This is a genomic window from Amycolatopsis benzoatilytica AK 16/65, assembly GCF_000383915.1.
GTDB lineage: Bacteria > Actinomycetota > Actinomycetes > Mycobacteriales > Pseudonocardiaceae > Amycolatopsis > Amycolatopsis benzoatilytica.
The window spans coordinates 1627894-1645403 of record NZ_KB912942.1; the positions used below are offsets into that span (position 1 = coordinate 1627894).

Annotated in this window: 12 protein-coding genes; 5 read left to right on the top strand and 7 right to left on the bottom strand. The window is 70.4% G+C overall.

Annotated elements, in window-relative coordinates:
• Positions 1 to 112: 112 nt before the first annotated feature.
• Positions 113 to 1678: an ATP-binding protein gene (locus tag AMYBE_RS41035; RefSeq protein WP_020658797.1), complete on the top strand. Its 1566-nt coding sequence runs from the start codon at positions 113 to 115 to the stop codon at positions 1676 to 1678.
• A complete protein-coding gene (locus AMYBE_RS0107810; RefSeq protein WP_020658798.1) occupies positions 1675 to 2352 on the top strand; it encodes a response regulator in 678 nt (225 codons plus the stop codon). The genes AMYBE_RS41035 and AMYBE_RS0107810 overlap by 4 nt, the downstream gene beginning before the upstream one ends.
• 41 nt (positions 2353 to 2393) lie before the next feature.
• On the opposite strand, the gene AMYBE_RS0107815 is transcribed toward AMYBE_RS0107810, so the two are convergent.
• From AMYBE_RS0107815 to AMYBE_RS0107845, 7 genes are all read right to left on the bottom strand, one after another.
• A complete protein-coding gene (locus tag AMYBE_RS0107815) occupies positions 2394 to 3629 on the bottom strand; it encodes an MFS transporter (RefSeq protein WP_020658799.1) in 1236 nt (411 codons plus the stop codon).
• 182 nt (positions 3630 to 3811) lie between these two features.
• Positions 3812 to 4210 carry a CBS domain-containing protein gene (locus AMYBE_RS0107820; protein ID WP_084469891.1) on the bottom strand — a complete coding sequence of 133 codons (399 nt, stop codon included), beginning with the start codon at positions 4208 to 4210 and terminating at the stop codon, positions 3812 to 3814.
• A complete protein-coding gene (gene narI / locus AMYBE_RS0107825) occupies positions 4203 to 4949 on the bottom strand; it encodes a respiratory nitrate reductase subunit gamma (RefSeq protein ID WP_020658801.1) in 747 nt (248 codons plus the stop codon). The genes AMYBE_RS0107820 and narI overlap by 8 nt, the downstream gene beginning before the upstream one ends.
• Positions 4946 to 5623 carry a nitrate reductase molybdenum cofactor assembly chaperone gene (gene narJ / locus AMYBE_RS0107830; protein WP_020658802.1) on the bottom strand — a complete coding sequence of 226 codons (678 nt, stop codon included), beginning with the start codon at positions 5621 to 5623 and terminating at the stop codon, positions 4946 to 4948. The genes narI and narJ overlap by 4 nt, the downstream gene beginning before the upstream one ends.
• On the bottom strand, positions 5620 to 7245 hold the full coding sequence (gene narH, locus AMYBE_RS0107835) for a nitrate reductase subunit beta (RefSeq protein WP_020658803.1): 1626 nt from the start codon (positions 7243 to 7245) through the stop codon (positions 5620 to 5622). Before narH ends, narJ begins: the two co-directional genes overlap by 4 nt.
• Position 7246: 1 nt before the next feature.
• Positions 7247 to 10948: a nitrate reductase subunit alpha gene (locus AMYBE_RS0107840; protein ID WP_020658804.1), complete on the bottom strand. Its 3702-nt coding sequence runs from the start codon at positions 10946 to 10948 to the stop codon at positions 7247 to 7249.
• A 168-nt stretch (positions 10949 to 11116) separates the two neighbouring features.
• Complete coding sequence (locus AMYBE_RS0107845; RefSeq protein WP_020658805.1) at positions 11117 to 12445, bottom strand: 3-hydroxybutyrate oligomer hydrolase family protein; 1329 nt, start codon at positions 12443 to 12445, stop codon at positions 11117 to 11119.
• 189 nt (positions 12446 to 12634) lie between these two features.
• On the opposite strand from AMYBE_RS0107845, the gene AMYBE_RS0107850 reads away from it, so the two are divergent.
• From AMYBE_RS0107850 to AMYBE_RS0107860, 3 genes are all read left to right on the top strand, one after another.
• Positions 12635 to 13831: an extracellular catalytic domain type 1 short-chain-length polyhydroxyalkanoate depolymerase gene (locus AMYBE_RS0107850; protein WP_020658806.1), complete on the top strand. Its 1197-nt coding sequence runs from the start codon at positions 12635 to 12637 to the stop codon at positions 13829 to 13831.
• 176 nt (positions 13832 to 14007) lie between these two features.
• A complete protein-coding gene (locus tag AMYBE_RS0107855) occupies positions 14008 to 14958 on the top strand; it encodes an IS481 family transposase (protein ID WP_051124647.1) in 951 nt (316 codons plus the stop codon).
• A 423-nt stretch (positions 14959 to 15381) separates the two neighbouring features.
• Positions 15382 to 17328: an NPCBM/NEW2 domain-containing protein gene (locus tag AMYBE_RS0107860; RefSeq protein ID WP_020658808.1), complete on the top strand. Its 1947-nt coding sequence runs from the start codon at positions 15382 to 15384 to the stop codon at positions 17326 to 17328.
• Positions 17329 to 17510 lie beyond the last annotated feature (182 nt).

A 17510-nucleotide genomic window follows, 5' to 3' on the forward strand; every position in this document is an offset into this window, starting at 1 on the left:
GGACCGGACGAACCGGGCGCGCGGCTTGGCATCGGCGGATCCGCGTGGTGTCATGCGAAACGCCCCTACGAGCAGTGGCAGAGCGGAGCGGACCATGTGGCGGTCACGGCCCTTGGCCTCCCAGATACTGGTCGCGGTGCTCGGCATCCTGGTCGCCACCGTCGCGGCGGGCGGGCTGCTCTACGCCAAGCTCACCGGCCAGACGCTCGACACCCAGTACGAGCAGCGCTCGCTCGGTGTCGCGAACGCCGTGGCGCAGATGCCCGCGATCCGCGACGCGGTGTCCCGCCGCGATCCCGGGCACACGATCCAGCCGCTCGCCGAACAGATCCGGCGGGCCACCGGCGCGTCCTACGTCGTGGTCACCGACCGGACCGGGCTGCGCTTCTCGCATCCGAACCCGGTGCTGATCGGGCAGCGGATCGAGGAGGCGGTGGTGGCGCTCGACGGACAGGGCCACGTCGGCATCAACCCGGGCAGCCTCGGCCGCTCGGCGAACGGCCGCGCCCCCATTCCCGGCGCGGACGGTTTGGTGCTCGGCGAGGTGTCCGTCGGCATTCTCGAAGAGCAGGTGACCAGCGCGTTGCTCAGCGACATCCCGTGGATCGCGCTGTACTCCGGGCTCGCGCTGGCCCTCGGCGCGGTCGCGTCCTGGCTGCTCGCCGCGCGGATCAAGCGAGCGACGTTCGGGCTGGAGGTGTCCGAGATCGTCGCGCTGCTGCAGGAGCGCGAAGCGATGCTGCACGGGATCCGCGAGGGCATGGTCGGGCTGGACCGGGACGGGCGGATCGTGGTGGTCAACGACGAAGCCCGGCGGCTGCTCGGCCTCCCGGTCGCCGCCCGCGGCCGGCTCCTGGCCGACCTGGCGCCGGCCGGCCGGCTGCGGACCCTGCTGGCCGCCCCCGCGGCGGACGACGAGGTCGTGCTCACCGATCAGTTCCTGTTGGTGGTCAACAAGATGCCGGTGGTGCTCGCCGGTCGCGACGCCGGTTCCGTGCTGACTTTGCGCGACCGCACGGAAATCGAGGGACTGGTCCGCGAGCTGCACGCGGTCACCGGGCTGACGACCGCGTTGCGCGCGCAGGAACACGAGTTCGCCAACCGGCTGCATGTCCTTTCCGGACTTCTCGGTCTCGGCGAAATCGACGAAGCCGGCCGCTACCTGACCGAGATCTCGCACGGCCCGGCCGCCCAGGCCACCGATCTGCGGGCCCGGTTCTCGCCGCCGGAGATCGCCGCCCTGCTGTCGGCGAAAGTGACCATCGCCGCCGAACGCGGCGTTCGGCTGGTCGTCGATCCGGCCTCCGGCCTCGACCTGGTCCCGGACGACGCCGGCGCGCTGGTCACCGTGCTGGGCAACCTGATCGACAACGCGGTCGACGCACTGTCCGGGCGGCCGGGCGAACGCCGGGTCGACGTGCTGGTGCGGCACGACGGCGACGCGGTGCGGATGGTGGTGTCCGACACCGGCCCGGGGATTCCGGCCGAGGCGCTGCACGAGATTTTCGTGGACGGGTACACCACGAAGTCCGCCCGGGTCGGGATGCGGCGGGGGCTGGGGCTGGCACTGGTTTACCGGCTGGTGCGCCACGCCGGCGGGACGATCGACGTCCGCGGCGACGCGGGCGCCCGGTTCGAGCTGACGATGCCGGTCGCTCGGAAGCTGGAGCTCGCATGACGATCCGGACCCTCGTCGTGGACGACGACTACCGGGTGGCGGCCATCCACGCGGCGAGCATCGACCGGGTGCCGGGCTTTGCCTGCGTCGGCAGGGCGCACACGGCCTCGGAGGCCCGCGCGGCGGTCGCCGAACTGGCACCGGAACTGTTGCTGCTCGACGTGTACTTGCCGGACGACGACGGGCTGTCGCTGTTGCGGGACTTGCACACGGCGGCCGAGGCGCCCGGGTGCATCGTGATCACCGCCTCGCGGGATCTGGACACCGTACGGACCGCGATGCGGCTGGGTGCGGCGTACTACCTGGTGAAGCCGTTCGGCTTCGCACAGTTGCGGGATCAGCTGGACGCGTATCGGAGTTGGCGGGACCGGACCGCGGGCTCCGGCGAGGTCGACCAGGACACGGTGGACAGTCTGTACAGTCTGCTGCGCGGTTCGGAGGCGACTTCGCGCACCGGTGCGCTGCCGCCGACGATGCGGAAGGTCCTGGACACCTTGCGGGCCGCGGAACGGCCATTGGGCGCGGGGGAGCTGGCGCGGGCGATGGGAATCAGCCGTCCGACGGCGCAGCGGTACTTGAGCGAGCTGCACCGGCGGGGCGCGATCGGGTTGGAGCTGGAGTACGGGAGCACCGGGCGGCCGGCGCACCGGTACACGATCGCATCTCGGGCCTAGGGCCGCTCGTCAAGCCGAGCCTCAACCACCTCCCCACGCCTTCACATGGTGGGCTCGGCGGCGTTCCCTACGGCGAAGTGCCGCTGCTGCGACCGCTTCGCGACCGTCGCCGTGAACGCGAGCGCACTGGCGGCGACGAGCGACAGGGCGGCCAGCCCGAGAGCGTAGGAGCCGAGCCCGCCGTACAGCGCGCCCATCACCAACGGCGGAATGAATCCGCCCAGTCCGCCGGCGGCGCCGACGATGCCGGTCACCGAACCCACTTTGTTCGCCGGCGTGAGCAGCGCGACGAGCGCGAACACCGCGCCGCTGCCCGCGCCGAGCGCGGCGGCCATGGTGAGGAACGCGATCGTGCCCAGCGGCATCAGGCTCGGGCTGAACGCTTGCACAGCGGCGCTTGCCGTGACGATCGCGAACACCCCGCTGAGGACTCGTACCGGTCCGAGCCGGTCGGAGAGCCAGCCGCCGATCGGGCGAAGGACCACGGCGAGGAGCACGAAGCCGGCCATCCGGTTGGCGGCGTCGGCTTGCGCCAGGCCGTAACCGGTCTTGAGGTAGGCGGGAAGGTAAACCGAAAACGCGACGTAGCCGCCGAACGCGATCGCGTAGAGCGCCGACGCTTGCCACGTGACGGCGAGCCGGAGGGTGTCGCGCAACCGGCGCGCGAGCGGTTCCGTCGGCACGGCGCGATGCGGCGCGTCCCGCAGCAGCAGCGCCGCGAGGATCGCGTACGCGACGAGGCCGGCAGCGGTGATGATGAACGGCGTCGCGACCGTTCCGGCTTTCGCCAGCGGCACGGTCGTCAACGCGCTGATCGCGGTGCCGCCCATCCCCGCGCCGAAGATGCCGAGCGCCAGCCCGCGCCGCTCCGGCGGGAACCAGGCGTTGACGAACGGGACGCCGATCGCGAACGAGGTGCCGCCCAGACCGAGGAAGAAGCCGCCGATCAGGAGCGCGGCCAGCGACGAGTGCCCGAGCAGGCCCAGGAACAGCACGGGCAGCGCGGTCAGCGCGGAGAGCGCCGGGAACATGACCCGGCCGCCGTAGCGGTCGGTGAGCGCCCCGACCGGGATCCGCCCGAGCGAACCGACCACCACCGGCACCGCGACCAGCAGGGCCTGCTCGAACGCGGTCAGCTTCAGGCTGTCCTTGAACAACGGGCCGAGCGGGCTGAGCAAGGCCCAGGCCCAGAAGTTGACCGCGAACCCGGCGGTGGCCAGGCTCAGCATGAGCGTCCGCCGGCCGGTGGTGGCCGGGCGGTCCGGGGTGGAAGTCATCGACGCCTCATTCGTCTCGGAGGGCGGGGACCCGTCCAGGGTCCAGCCCGGACCGGCGGCGCGGACAGAGCCGAACTCCCTCGTCAGGAGGTCGAAGGTCCTCGCCGTCCACTCCGGACAGAAGAAAGAAAACCCAGCTATGGCAGGCAGAATCGGCCGGTCCGCGGAACCAGGAGACGGTGTCAGCGGTCCGCGGCCCGCGCGGCCACGTCGGCGTCGCTGCAGAACCCGGTCCGGCGGCGTTTGAGGCACAGCAGGCCGATCAGCATCCCGTCGTCGTCCACTACGGCCAGCCGCCGTTGCCCGCGGTCGAGCAAGAGCAGCCTCGCGTCCTCCGCGGGCAGATCAGCCGGAACCGTCCGGTCTGTCAGGCTCGCATAGGCGAGCGCGGGTCCGCGCGCGTCCTCGCCCAGGTCGTCGCGCACGAGCGTGCCCAGCAGGCGTCCGGACTCGGTGAGCAGGAGCAGGTGGACGTGGTCGTCGGCGAAACAAGCCCGGGCCTCGGCGACCGAGACTCCGGCCGGCAGGGTCTTCGGCAACCGCACCACCACGTCGGCGACCGTCAGTCGTGGTTCAGGCAAAGGTTTCCCTTTCCCCGACCTCCCGGTCCCGCACCGCGGCCGGGCTGGGCATCGGCGCCCGCGGGGCGCCGCGGCGCGCGCGGTAGACGACGTACGGGCGCCACAGGTAGGCCAGTGGCGCGGACCACACGTGCACCAGCCGGGTGAACGGCCACAGCGCGAGGAACAGGAACCCGCCGACGGCGTGCAGCTGGTAGATCACCGGCGCGTCGATCATCAGCCGGCTTTGCGGGGAGAACCAGAAGACGCTGCGGAACCAGACGGCGATGGTCTCGCGGTAGTCGTAGCCGTGCCCGATCAGGTTGGTGCCGACGGTGGCTGTCATGCCGAGCACCACCATCGCGGCGAGCGCCGCGTAAAGCACCTTGTCCATGGTGGTCGTGGCACGGCGGACCCGGCCGTTGACCACCCGGCGGGCGATCAGCAGCACCACTCCGGCGACCAGCACGGCTCCGGAGACCGTGCCGCCCCACACCGCCGTGGCGTGGTACAGCCCTTCCGGAATGCCGAGCGCGCTCGTCAGCGAAGCGGGCACGAGCAAGCCGACCGCGTGCCCGGCGATCACGCCGAACGCTCCGAGGTGGAACAGCGGCGAGGCCCAGCGGAGAATGCGGCTTTCCAGCAGCTGGCTGGTGTGCGTGGTCCAGCCGAACTGGTCGTGGCGCCAGCGCCAGACGTGGCCGAGCACGAACACCGCCAGGCAGGCGTAGGGCAGGACGATCCAGAGGAACGTGGTCACGGGGCACCCTCCAGTGCGGGGCAAGAGCCGGAAGCGAGGTCCGGGCCGAAGCCGATGTCGGCGACGTCGCTGCCGTAGGCCGCGAGCCCGACCGACTCCACCGGCGGGCCGTCGACGGCGAGTGCCGCGACCGCGGCCCGGTCGTCGGGGGTAAGCGGCGGCAGCGCGGCGACGACGGCGTCGAGCACGTGCCGGTACGGCGACTCGGCCTCCTCCAACGCGCATCGCAGCAGCTCCAGGCCGCGGCGGTGCTGGCGCAGCGGGGCCTCGCCGTCGCCTGGCCCGGCGACCGCGGCGAACTCCAGCACGACTGGCAGCAGGTCGGGCAGCTCGCCGTCGGCCAGCCGCAGCCCGTGCGCGCGGTAGCGCTGTTTCAGCGTCAGCAGGGCGATGCCGCGCTTGCGGGTGTCGCCGTGCAGGTAGTAGGTCAGGTACAGCCCGCTGCGCCGGCGCAGGTCGAACGTGCGCACGTAGTGGGTTTCGACGTCCAGCGGTTCGGCCGTGAGCAGCCAGCCGAGGAACGCCGAGAGCCGGTCGCGCACCTCAGGGTGGCTGATTTCCCCGACCGCGGCACGGAGTTCTTCCGCCGCCTCGGACAGCCGGGCGTCCGGGTAGGCGAGCAGGACCGAGGCGAGGCCGAACAACCGCGCCCGGTCCGCGGCAGGCACCGTCATGACACGCCGCCCGCGGGATCGATGGACAGCCCGAGCCGGCCGTCGGAGCGCCGGCTGAACAGACCGCGCCGGCCCGGGCGGACGCGTTCGTCCTCGGCCACCAGGTGGAACCGCTCGGTGGTGGCGGCCTGGTCGGTCATCCCCGGCCCGCCCGCGCAGTCCAGCGAACAGTCCGAAGTGGACGCTGCCTGCGCTTCGAGCGCCGCGGCGTCCTTGTCGTAGGCCGTGGGAACGACGTAGCGCTCGTCGTACTTGGCGACGGCCAGCAACCGGTACATCGCTTCGATCTGCTCGCCCGGCATCCCGACCGCGTCGCACAGTTCCTCGGCGACCGTGCCGTCGAGCGTGCGGGCCCGCATGTAGGAGCGCATCGCGGCGAGCTTCATGAGCACCCCGGCCACCGCGTCGGCGTCGCCGGCGGTGAACAGCTCCGCCAGGTACTCCACCGGGATCCGCAGATCGCGAATGGTGTGGAAGACGTCGTCGGCGTCGGCGTCGTCGCGCCCGGCCGCACCGGCCGCGTCCAGCACCGGGGACAGCGGCGGGACGTACCAGACCATCGGCAAGGTGCGGTACTCCGGGTGCAGCGGCAACGCGATCCGGTACTCGCTGATCAACCGCCACACCGGCGACGCCTGCGCGGCCAGCACCCACTCCTCGGGCAGGCCGGCCTCATAGGCCAGGCGGACTGTCTCCGGGTCGTGCGGGTCCAGGAACACCGCTCGCTGTGCTTCGAGCAGTTCGCGTTCGTCCTCGACCGAGGCGGCGGCCAGCACCGCGTCCTCGTCGTAGAAGACCAGCCCGAGATAGCGCAGCCGTCCGACGCACGTTTCGGAGCAGATGGTGGGCTGGCCGGCTTCGATGCGCGGGAAGCAGAACGTGCACTTCTCGGCCTTGCCGGTGGAATGGTTGACGTAGACCTTCTTGTACGGGCAGGCGCTCACGCACATCCGCCAGCCGCGGCACCGTTTCTGGTCGACCAGCACGATCCCGTCCTCTTCGCGCTTGTACATCGCGCCGGAAGGACAGGCCGAGACGCAGGCCGGGTTCAGGCAGTGCTCGCAGATCCGCGGCAGGTGGAACATGAAGGTCTTCTCGAACTCGAACTTCACTCGTGCGGCGGCTTCCGGGTCCATCGCCGCGATGTTCGGGTCGGTGCCGGCCCGCTCGGGCGCGCCGCCGAGGCTGTCTTCCCAGTTGGCGCCCCACTCCAGGCTCATCGGCTCGCCGGTGAGCGCCGAACGCGGCTGCTTGACCGGAGTGTCGGCCAAGCCGGCCGGGGCGGCGGCGAGCAGGTCTTTGTCGAAGGTCGCGGGCTCGTAGTAGTCCTCGAGCGCCGGCAGGTCCGGGTTGGCGAAGATGCGCGAGAGCCGCTTGGCGCGCCCGCCGGAGCGGAGCACGAGCCGGCCCTTCGCGTCGAGCTGCCAGCCGCCTTTCCAGCGCTCCTGGTCCTCGTAGTGCTTCGGGTAGCCGATGCCGGGTTTCGTCTCGACGTTGTTGAACCAGACGTATTCGGTGCCCTCGCGGTTGGTCCAGGTCTGTTTGCAGGTGACCGAGCAAGTGTGGCAGCCGATGCACTTGTCGAGGTTCATCACCATCGCCACTTGAGCGCGGATGCGCATGTCAGTACTCCACTTCCTGGCTGCGCCGCCGGACGACGGTGATCTCGTCGCGTTGGCTGCCGATCGGGCCGTAGTAGTTGAAGGCGTAGGTCAGCTGGGCGTGCCCGCCGGCGAGGTGCGTCGGCTTGACCAGCAGCCGGGTCATCGAGTTGTGGTAGCCGCCGCGCTTTCCCTTGCCCGCACCGCTCTTCTCGGTCTTCGGGACGTTCACGGTGCGCTCGGGCGAGTGGTACTGGAACACCGTGCCCTCGGGCATCCGGTGGCTGACCACGGCTCGCGCGACGATCACGCCGTTGCGGTTGACCGCTTCGATCCAGTCGTTGTCGGAGACGCCGATCTTGGCCGCGTCCTCGACGCTCATCCAGAGCACCGGTCCGCCGCGGGACAGCGCGAGCATCAGCTCGTTGTCGTGGTACATCGAGTGGATCGACCACTTCGCGTGCGGCGTGAGGAACCGGACGGTGACGCCGCCGTCGGCGAGATCGCCGGGTTTTCCGAAGTGCCGGGCCATGTTCAGCGGCGGCCGGTAGCCGGGCAAGTGCTCGCCCAGTTCGGCGATCCAGTCGTGCTCGACGAAGAAGTGCTGCCGCCCGGTGAGGGTGTGCCACGGCTTGCGTCGTTCGACGTTGACGGTGAACGGGGAATAGCGGCGCCCGCCCTTTTCCGAGCCGGACCACTCCGGGCTGGTGAGCACCGGCTGCGGCGCCTGTTGCGTGGCCGCGTAGGTGATGTGGTCGGTTTCGTGGCCTGCGATCAGGTCGGTGAACTGCTGCCCGGTCCGCTTTTCCAGCTGCAGGAAGCCTTCGTGCGCCACGCGTCCGTTCGTCGTGCCGGACAGCGCGAGGATCGCCTCGCACATCCGGTCCGCTGTGGACAGCGACGGGCGGTCGGCGAACGCGCCCACGGACACGGTTCCGTTGCGGCGGCGCAGGTATTCCAGTTCCGGGGTGACGTCGACGGTGATGCCCTTGGTCGTGGTGCCGAGCTGGTCCAGCAGCGGGCCGACGGCGCGCATCTTGGCGCCGATCAGGCGGTAGTCGCGTTCGATCTCGATCAGCTTCGGCATCGTCACGCCGGGAACCGGCTCGCACTCGCCGCGGCCCCAGTCGCGCACCCGCCCGGACGGGGTCGCCAGCTCGTCGGGAGTGTCGTGCTGCAGCGGCGCGGCCAGCACGTCGCGGCGAGTGCCGAGATGGGCGACCGCGAGTTCGCTGACCTTGTCCGCCAGCGCGAGGAACGCGTCGTAGTCGGTGCGCACCTCCCCGGGCGGGGCGACCGCCGGGGAGAACGCGTGCACGAACGGGTGCATGTCGGTGGTGGAGATGTCGTGCTTCTCGTACCAGGTCGCGGCCGGCAGCACGAGATCGGAATGCAGGCCGGTGTTGGTCATCCGGAAGTCGACGGTGGTGAGCAGGTCGAGCTTGCCGGTGGGGGCCTCGTCGCGCCACGTCACGTCACGCGGGCGTTCGCCGGGTCCGCATTCGTCGGCCGGGGCCAGCGAATCGACGCCGAGCAGGTGCTTCATGAAGAACTCGTTGCCCTTGCCGGACGAGCCGAGCAGGTTGGCGCGCCACAGGGTGAGGCAGCGCGGGAAGTTCGCCGGGTCGTCCGGGTCGTCGGCCACGGCCTTGAGCCGGCCGGCTTTCAGCTCGCCGACGACGTACTCGGCCGCGCTCATCCCGGCGGCCGCGGCCTCGTCGGCCAGGTCGAGCGGATTGCGGTCGAACGCGGGATGTCCGGGCGACCAGCCCATTCGCTGCGCGGTCGCGACGGTGTCGGCGAACGTCATCCCGGCCAGCTTGCCCTGCCCGAGCGGCGACGCCAGCTCGTCGGCGGGCACCTTTTCGTAGCGCCACTGGTCGGTGTGCAGATACCAGAACGGCGTGGCGGCCTGGTGGCGCATCGGCCGGTGCCAGTCGAAGCCGAAACTCAGCTGCTGCTGGCCGGTGACCGGCCGGGCCTTCTCCTGGCCGACGTAGTGCGCCCAGCCGCCGCCGTTGACGCCCTGGCAGCCGGTGAGGGTGACCAGCGTGATCAACGCGCGGTAGGTCAGGTCCGAGTGAAACCACTGGTTCGCGCCCGCGCCCATTGCGATCAGCGACCGGCCGCGGCTGCGCTCGGCGTTGCGCGCCAGCTCGCGCCCGATCCGGGCGGCCAGCGCCGCGGGCACGCCGGTGATCCGCTCCTGCCAGGCCGGTGTGTGCGGGGCGTCGGCATCGTCGTAGCCGGTCGGCCAATCGCCGGGCAGTTCGCCCCGCTGGACGCCGTACTGGGCCAGCAGCAGGTCGAAAACGCCGGTGACGAGATGGTCGCCGACGCGCACGACCGGCACGCCGCGGCGCATGGTGGTGCCGCCCTCGGTCTCGCCGATGTCGAACCGGGCGAGGTCGACGGGGACCTGGCCGGTGGCGTGGCCGAGCACGCCGAGCGCGGGCACCACGTCGCCGAGGTCGAGATTCCACCGGCCTTCGCCTTCGGCACCGTAGCGGAAGCCGAGGGATCCGTTGGGCACCACCGGTTTCCCGGTCTCGTCGTCGAGCAGGACGGTCTTGTGCCGCGCGGCCGGGTCGTCGTCGCCGAGGTCGGTGGCGGTGAGAAAGCGATCCGCGGCGTACACGCCCGGTTCGCGTTCCCGCAGCGTCACCAGGAACGGCAGATCGGTGTAGGAGCGCACGTAGTCGGTGAAGTACGGCACCTGGCGGTCGCGGAAGAACTCGGTGAGCACGACGTGGCCCATGGCCATCGCGAGCGCCCCGTCGGTGCCGGGGTGCGGAGCCAGCCAGTCGTCGGCGAACTTGACGTTGTCGGCGTAGTCGGGGCTGACCGCGACGACCTTGGCGCCGCGATAGCGCGCCTCGGTGAGGAAGTGCGCGTCCGGTGTGCGGGTGACCGGGATGTTCGAGCCCCACATGACGAGGTAGGTGGCGTTCCACCAGTCGCCGGCCTCCGGGACGTCGGTCTGGTCTCCCCAGATCTGCGGCGAGGCGACCGGGAGGTCGGCGTACCAGTCGTAGAACGACAGCAGCGTGCCGCCGAGCAGCGCGTGATAGCGGGTGCCCGCGGCGAAGGACGCCATCGACATCGCCGGGATGGGGGAGAACCCGACCACCCGGTCGGGTCCGACCGTCTTGGTGGTGTAGACATGCGCGGCCGCCACCATGGTCGTCGCCTCGTCGAAGGAGGCGCGCACGAATCCGCCGCGGCCGCGTTGTCCCTTGTACGCCTCCGCCTTGCGCGGGTCCTCGACGATGTCCGCCCACGCGGCGACCGGGTCGCCGAACCGCTTCAGGCCGGCCCGGAACATGGTGAGCAGCGAACCCCGCACATACGGGTGGCGCACCCGCGACGGCGAATACTCGTACCAGGAGAAGGACGCGCCCCGAGGGCAGCCGCGCGGCTCGTAGTCGGGGCTGTCCGGCCCGGTGCCCGGGTAGTCGGTCGCCTGGTGCTCCCAGGTGATCAGGTCGTCCTTGACGAAGACGTTCCACGAGCACGAACCGGTGCAGTTCACTCCGTGCGTGGACCGCACGACCCGGTCGTAGCTCCACCGGTCGCGGTAGAACGACTCCCATGCGTTCGAGTCGATCTGGTGCAGGGTGCGCCCGTGGTCGCCGACGGTCTCCTTGGTCAGGAACCGGCGCGCGGCGAGCAGCGGCCCGGAACCGGGAACGCGGTCGTTCGCGGGCAGGGGACGAGTAGGCAACGCGACTCCTTCGGGCCAGTCCGGCTCAGCCGGGCCGCCCCGACGCGACACCGCCCTGGTGCCAGCCGCATGCCCATCAGCTTCGGCGAAAACCGCCTGCCGATCATCGGGCGTACGTCACGCGTCGAAGTGACTTTCGGCCTCGGGGAAGGGGCCCGAGGCCGCGGCTCACCCCAGCGAGCAGGACCGCGCAAGCTCCGCCGCACTGGCTCCGGCCGGGCGGGCGATCGTCGCCGACGCCGGTGGCTGGACCCCGCGCAGCCAGCCGGCCAGTGCGTCGAACGCGGTCCGGAAGCACGGGCCCAGCGGCCGCAGCCGGTCCGGGTACTGGTCGACCAGCCCGTCGACGTGATTGCCGTCTTCCACGCGGTAGTACCGGTGCAGCGCGCCGCGGCCGGCGTCGGCGATCATCTTGTCGTAGACGTCGGAGTCGCGGGTGATCGGCAGCAGGCTGTCGAGCGTGCCGTGCAGGGTCAGCAGCGGCTTGCCGATCCGGCCGGTCAGCGAGATCCGTTCCACCGCGCGGGCGACCGAGGGCGGCCGGGAAGCGTAGTCGTAATCGGCGTCGCACGCCGGGGTGCCGCTGGCGCAGAACGGGGTCCCGGCTTGCGTCGCGCCGTCGAAGGACGGGTCGACTTCTTCCCGGTAGATCCGCTGGGTGAGGTCCCAGTAGACCTGGTAGTGATAGCCCCACAGGAATTCCGAGCCGGGTGCGAACCCCGCGTCCAGAATGGACTGGTGAGCGGCGGCTGATCCGGCGGCGTAGGCGGGGTACGCCTTCAGCGCGGGCGGGAGGAAGGTGAGCAGGTTCGGCCCGTCGGGCCGCCACAGCGTGCCTTCCCAGTCGACGCCGCCGTCATACAGCCATGGCCGGTTTTCCAGCTGCCAGCGCACGAGGTAGCCGCCGTTGGACAGGCCGGCGGCGAGCGTCCGCGCGGGCGGGCGGCCGTAGTGCTGGGACACCGCGGTCCGCGCGGCGACGGTCAGCTGCGTGACCCGGGCGTTCCACTCGGCGATAGCGTCGCCGGGGCGGACGCCGTCGGTGTAGAACTCCGCGCCGGTGTTGCCTTTGTCGGTCGCGGCGAACGCGTAGCCCTCGGCCAGCGCCTGGTCGCCGATCGCGCGGTCGTTGGCGTACTGGCGCCGAACGCCGGGCGAGCCGGAGACGACGAGGCCGCCGTTCCAGCGGTCCGGCAGGCGCAGCACGAACTGCGCGTCGTGGTTCCAGCCGTGGTTCGTGTTCGCCGTCGACGTGTCCGGGAAGTATCCGTCGACCTGGACGCCGGGGACGCCGCTCGGCGCGGGCAGCCCGGCCGAGGTAAGCCCGGCCCAGTCCGCTTGGACGGTGTGCCCGGACGCCAGCGTCCCGGTCGTCGTCAGGTCGTCGAGACAGACCGCGATCTGCTTTTCCGCACCCGGCACCCGGACCCGGCAGTGCGCGCCGGAAGCCGACGCCGACGCCGGGACCGTCGCGGCGAGTGCTCCCGCCAGAACCACCGCAAGCCAACTCCGCACGGTCCACCTCCGATTTCGACTGGGACTGAACCCAATCGCGACGCGGCCGCGACGGCCATCCCGGCGGCCACCACGAATCACCGCGGCGATGTGGTGGCTGGCCACATGGCTGCCGCCGCGGGCCGCCCCTAGCGTCGGGAACGGCTCTCTCATCGACGAGAAGGAGTTCCTGTGCGCAAGCTCGTCGCCGCCGGCCTCGCCGCGGCCGCTGCCGTCGTCCTGACCGCCACCGCGGTGGCCGCGTCCGCCGACCCGCCCGCCGCATCGCTCGTCCAGGTGCCGTCTTTCGGGGCCAATCCCGGGAATCTCGCGATGTACACCTACACGCCGGCCGGGCTGGCGCCCGGCCGCCCGGTCGTGGTGGCGCTGCACGGATGCACGCAGAGCGCCGCGGACTACTACGCCCATTCCGGCTGGCCGGAACTGGCTGACCGGTGGCAGTTCGAGGTCGTGTTCCCGCAGACTTCGTCCGCGAACAACTCGCTGAGCTGCTTCACCTGGTTCGATCCCGCCGACGACACCCGCGGCAACGGCGAGGCCGCGTCCGTGAAGTCCATGGTGGACAAAGCCGTCGCCGACCATGGTTCGGACCGTTCGCGGATATATGTCACCGGCCTGTCCGCGGGCGGCGGGATGACTGCCGATCTGCTTGCCGCGTACCCGGATGTCTTCGCCGGCGGCGGGATCAACGCCGGCCTGCCCGCCCAGTGCGCCACGAGCGTGACGCAGGCGACGAGCTGTCAGCAGAACGACCAGCACCTGACACCGGCGCAGTGGGCCTCCCGGGTGACCGCACAGAATCCCGGCTATACCGGACCGTGGCCGCGCGTCGCGATCTGGCAGGGCACCGGCGACTACACGGTCTATCCGGTGAACGGCACCGAGCTGCGCGACCAGTGGACAGCGGTGCACGGGATCTCCCAGACGCCGACGAGCACCCAGTCCCTGCCCGGCGGCACGACGCTGACCAGCTACGGCGACCAGGTCCAGTGGTACTCGGTCGCCGGCATGGGCCACGGCACGGCGGTCGACCCGGGCACCGGTGCGACGCAATGCGGCAGCACCGCGGCGTATTTCCTGGCCGGGATCTGTTCCAGCTACTACACCGCGGTGTTCTGGGGACTGGACAAGGATTCCGGCGGAACGACGACGTCCGCTCCGCCGACGACCTCCGCCACTTCGGTGCCGGGCGCCTGCGTGACGGCGAGCAACTACGCCCACACCCAGGAAGGCCGGGCGCACCAGACCAGTGGCGAGGTCTATGCGAACGGTTCAGGGCAGGATATGGGACTGTGGAACGTTTTTGTCACGCATACGTTGCGCGAGACTTCACCGGCGTACTGGGTGATCGCGGACGGGCAGTGTTAGCCGGGCAGTGTTTAGCCGGGCGGTGTTAGAGCGTGTCTCAATTGGCTGGCGTGCCGAGATCGCGAGCGGATGTCCGTGAAGGGCCCCTTGAGGGACTTGGATTCCCTCTAAAACTGCGGGACATGGTTGACACCCGGACTTGTTGATCATAGGGAGTTCGGGTGAGTGAGCCCCAGTTGGACCGCGAGGCGCGTCGGCGTCTCGCGGTCCTGCGTCATGTCGAGGAAGTGTCCGGGAACGTCGCGCTGACTTGCCGGTACTACGGGATCAGCAGGCCGACGTACTACCGGTGGCTGCGCCGCTACGAGACCGAGGGCGTAGACGGGCTGCGGGAGCGGTCGAGGCGGCCGCGGACCAGTCCGAACGCGACCCGGGCCGAGGTGGTCGACAAGATCGTCCATCTGCGGCGCAACTACCACTTCGGGCCCGAGAAGATCGCGATGTACCTGCGGCGCTATCACGACGTCACGATCAGCCGATCGACCGTGTGGCGGATCCTGTGCCGCCTGGACTTGGGCAGGCTGCCCGCGTCGCAGCGGTATCGCCGCCACGACCGCCGGTGGAAACGGTACGAGAAGCAGCGCCCGGGGCACCAGGTGCAGATCGACGTCAAGTTCGTCGAACCGCTGCCCCCGGCCGGCAAGGCGGGGGTGACGCTGAAGCCGGTCGGGCGGCGGGGGAAGTTCTACCAGTTCACCGCAATCGACGACTGCACGCGCCTGCGGATCCTGAAGATCTACTCGACGCTCAACCAGAAAACCGCGATCCAGTTCCTCGACTACGTGCTGTCCCAACTGCCGTTCGCCGTCGAGAAGATCCAGACCGACAACGGCACCGAGTTCGGCACCCAGTTCCACTGGCACGTCCTCGACAAAGGCATCGGGCACGTCTACATCAAGCCCCGCACGCCCCACCTGAACGGCAAGGTGGAGCGCTCCCACCGCATCGACGCCGAGGAGTTCTACCGCCTCCTCGACGGCGTCGTCATCGACGATGTGAACGTCTTCAACAGCCGCCTCAAGGAATGGCAGGACTACTACAACTACGACCGGCCCCACGGTGGACTCTACGGCCAAACACCCTATGAGAGACTCCGGCAGAAGACCCAAACCACGTCGTCCGAGTGACACCGATCTTCCGCAGTTGCACAAGGACTCAGAGTCCCTCAATGTTCCCTTCACGGACGCGGGTTGCGGCGTCTTGACGGCGAGCTGGGTTCGGAGCCGTCCGCGCCGTCCACACCGTCCGCGCCGTCCGCGCCGTCCGCATCGAGCCAGAGCGTTCAATTGTGTTCTTTGTTGTTCGATTTCCCGTCCCGTCGAGCGGGCTCCTCTGTCCGGCTCAGTCCCGGCCGCGATCGCCATCTCGACTGGGCTTTCCTAGGCCATCCGCGTGTTCCGGTCAACGGTGCACCGGTCGCCGGCTGGGGCCGTACCCTCCGTTAGTCGTGCGGCATCCGTGTGCATTTGTGTGCAGTGCAGTTTGCCCGTGTTTGATCTGCTGATCTACTCGGAAGGAGGCACGCGAGGAACTCACAGCGAGGTGATGAGATGCGTCGAATCTTGGCCGGGCTCCTGTCGGGCGTCGTGCTCTCGGCTCTGGCCGCGGCAGTCGGCCCGCCGGCCTCCGCCGTGCCGGGGCAGAACCTGCTGCCCGCTCCGCCGATGGGCTGGAACAGCTGGAACAAGTTCGGCTGCGCGATCGACGAAAACCTGATCCGCCAGACCGCCGATGCCATGGTCGCGCACGGGATGCGCGACGCCGGTTACCGGTATCTCAACATCGACGACTGCTGGATGGCGCCCGCGCGCGACGCTAACGGCGACCTGCAGCCTGATCCGAAACGCTTCCCGCACGGCATCGCGGCGCTCGCCGATTACGCGCACGCCCGCGGGCTCAAGCTCGGCATCTATTCTTCGGCGGGAACCAAGACCTGCGCGGGATTCCCGGCGAGCCTCGACCACGAGACCGCCGACGCGCGCAAGTTCGCGCAGTGGGGCGTGGACTATCTGAAGTACGACAACTGCAACAACGAAGGCCGCCCGGCGACCGAGCGCTATCAGGCGATGTCGGACGCGCTGCGGGCGACCGGCCGGCCGATCGTCCTGTCGCTCTGCGAGTGGGGCGAGAACGAGCCGTGGCTGTGGGGTGCGCGGTACGGGGAACTCTGGCGCACGACCGGCGACATCAGCGACAACTGGAACAGCTTCACGAAGATTCTGGACGAGCAGGTCGGCCTTGAGCAGTACTCCGGACCGAACGCGTGGAACGACCCGGACATGCTCGAGGTCGGCAACGGCGGCATGACCGACGCCGAGTACCGCGCGCACTTCTCGCTGTGGGCACTGCTGAACGCACCGCTGATCGCGGGCAACGACCTCCGGTCGATGGACCCGGCGACCGCGAAGATCCTCGAGAACAAGGACCTGATCGCGCTCGATCAGGACTGGGGCGGCAAACAGGGGCACAAGATCCGCGACGACGGCGACGTCGAGGTGTGGGCCAAACCGATGTCGGACGGGTCCGCGGCGGTGGTGCTGTTCAACCGGGGCGGTGCGGCGGCCGACGTCGCGGTGCGGGCGGCCGACCTCGGCATCCGCCACTCCGGGCAATACCGGGTCCGGGATCTTTGGTCGGGCGAGGAAAGCCACAGCGCCGGCGACCTGCACGGGACCGTCGCGGCGCACGGCGCGGTCGTCTACCGGGTGTGGCCGGGCGGCGGCGCGCGAACGCCGTTGACCACGCTGGCGCTCAGCGCGCCGGAGGTCACCGCGACCGATCACGCGTTCACCGTGACGACGACCCTGCACAACGACGGATCGCCTGCGCTGCAGGGAGGTTCGGCGCGCCTGACGGTTCCGTCCGGCTGGGCCGTCGACCACGGCGCGACTGTGCCGGTTCCGCGCACCACCAGTGCCTGGACGCACCAGTGGACGGTCCGGCCCACGGGTGCCCAGCCCGCCGGTCCGCTGGCGCTGAGCGCTGAGGCAACCTTCAGCGTCGCGGGCGAGACCGTCACGCGGACCGCGGCGGCCCCGGTCCTGGCCGCGACCGTTCCCCCGGCCGGGCAGTCGCAGGTTTCCGCCCTGCCGTTCGTGTCCAGCGACAATGGCTGGGGACCGGTGGAGCGCGACACGAGCAACGGCGAGACCGCCGCGGGCGACGGGCATCCGATCACCATCGCCGGGGTCCGCTATCCGACCGGGCTGGGAGCGCACGCTCCGTCGTCGGTGCGCGTCTTCCTCGGCGGAGGATGTCGTGCCTTCACCGCCAAGACCGGCGTGGACGACGAGTCCGGCGGCGGCACGGTGACCTTCGAGGTGTGGGGCGACGGCAAACGCCTCGCCTCGACCGGCGTGCAGCGCCACGGTGCGGCGGCCGCGCCGCTGACCGCGGACCTGACCGGCGTCACCGTGGCCGACCTGCGAGTCACCGATGCGGGCGACGGAAACACCTACGACCACGCGGACTGGGCGGACGCGGCGATCGACTGCTGACCGGACGCGGGGAGCTGGCGGCCGGACGGCCGTCGGCTCCCCGCGCCCGGTGCCGGTGACCGGTACGCGAAGGCGGCAACGGGGAACCGCCGAGGGGACTTCCGGGCACACTTTTGATCATGGGCCGATCGTGTGGGGTTAACTGCCCGGAAAGAGCAAATCTCCGCTGCGCCCGCTCGAAG

Excerpts from the sequence above, each read along its gene's own strand:
- narH (WP_020658803.1), bottom strand. The coding sequence starts at position 7,245 with ATGCGCATCCGCGCTCAAGTGGCGATGGTGATGAACCTCGACAAGTGC.
- AMYBE_RS0107810 (WP_020658798.1), top strand. The coding sequence starts at position 1,675 with ATGACGATCCGGACCCTCGTCGTGGACGACGACTACCGGGTGGCGGCC.
- narJ (WP_020658802.1), bottom strand. The coding sequence starts at position 5,623 with ATGACGGTGCCTGCCGCGGACCGGGCGCGGTTGTTCGGCCTCGCCTCG.
- AMYBE_RS0107815 (WP_020658799.1), bottom strand. The coding sequence starts at position 3,629 with ATGACTTCCACCCCGGACCGCCCGGCCACCACCGGCCGGCGGACGCTC.
- AMYBE_RS0107860 (WP_020658808.1), top strand. The coding sequence starts at position 15,382 with ATGCGTCGAATCTTGGCCGGGCTCCTGTCGGGCGTCGTGCTCTCGGCT.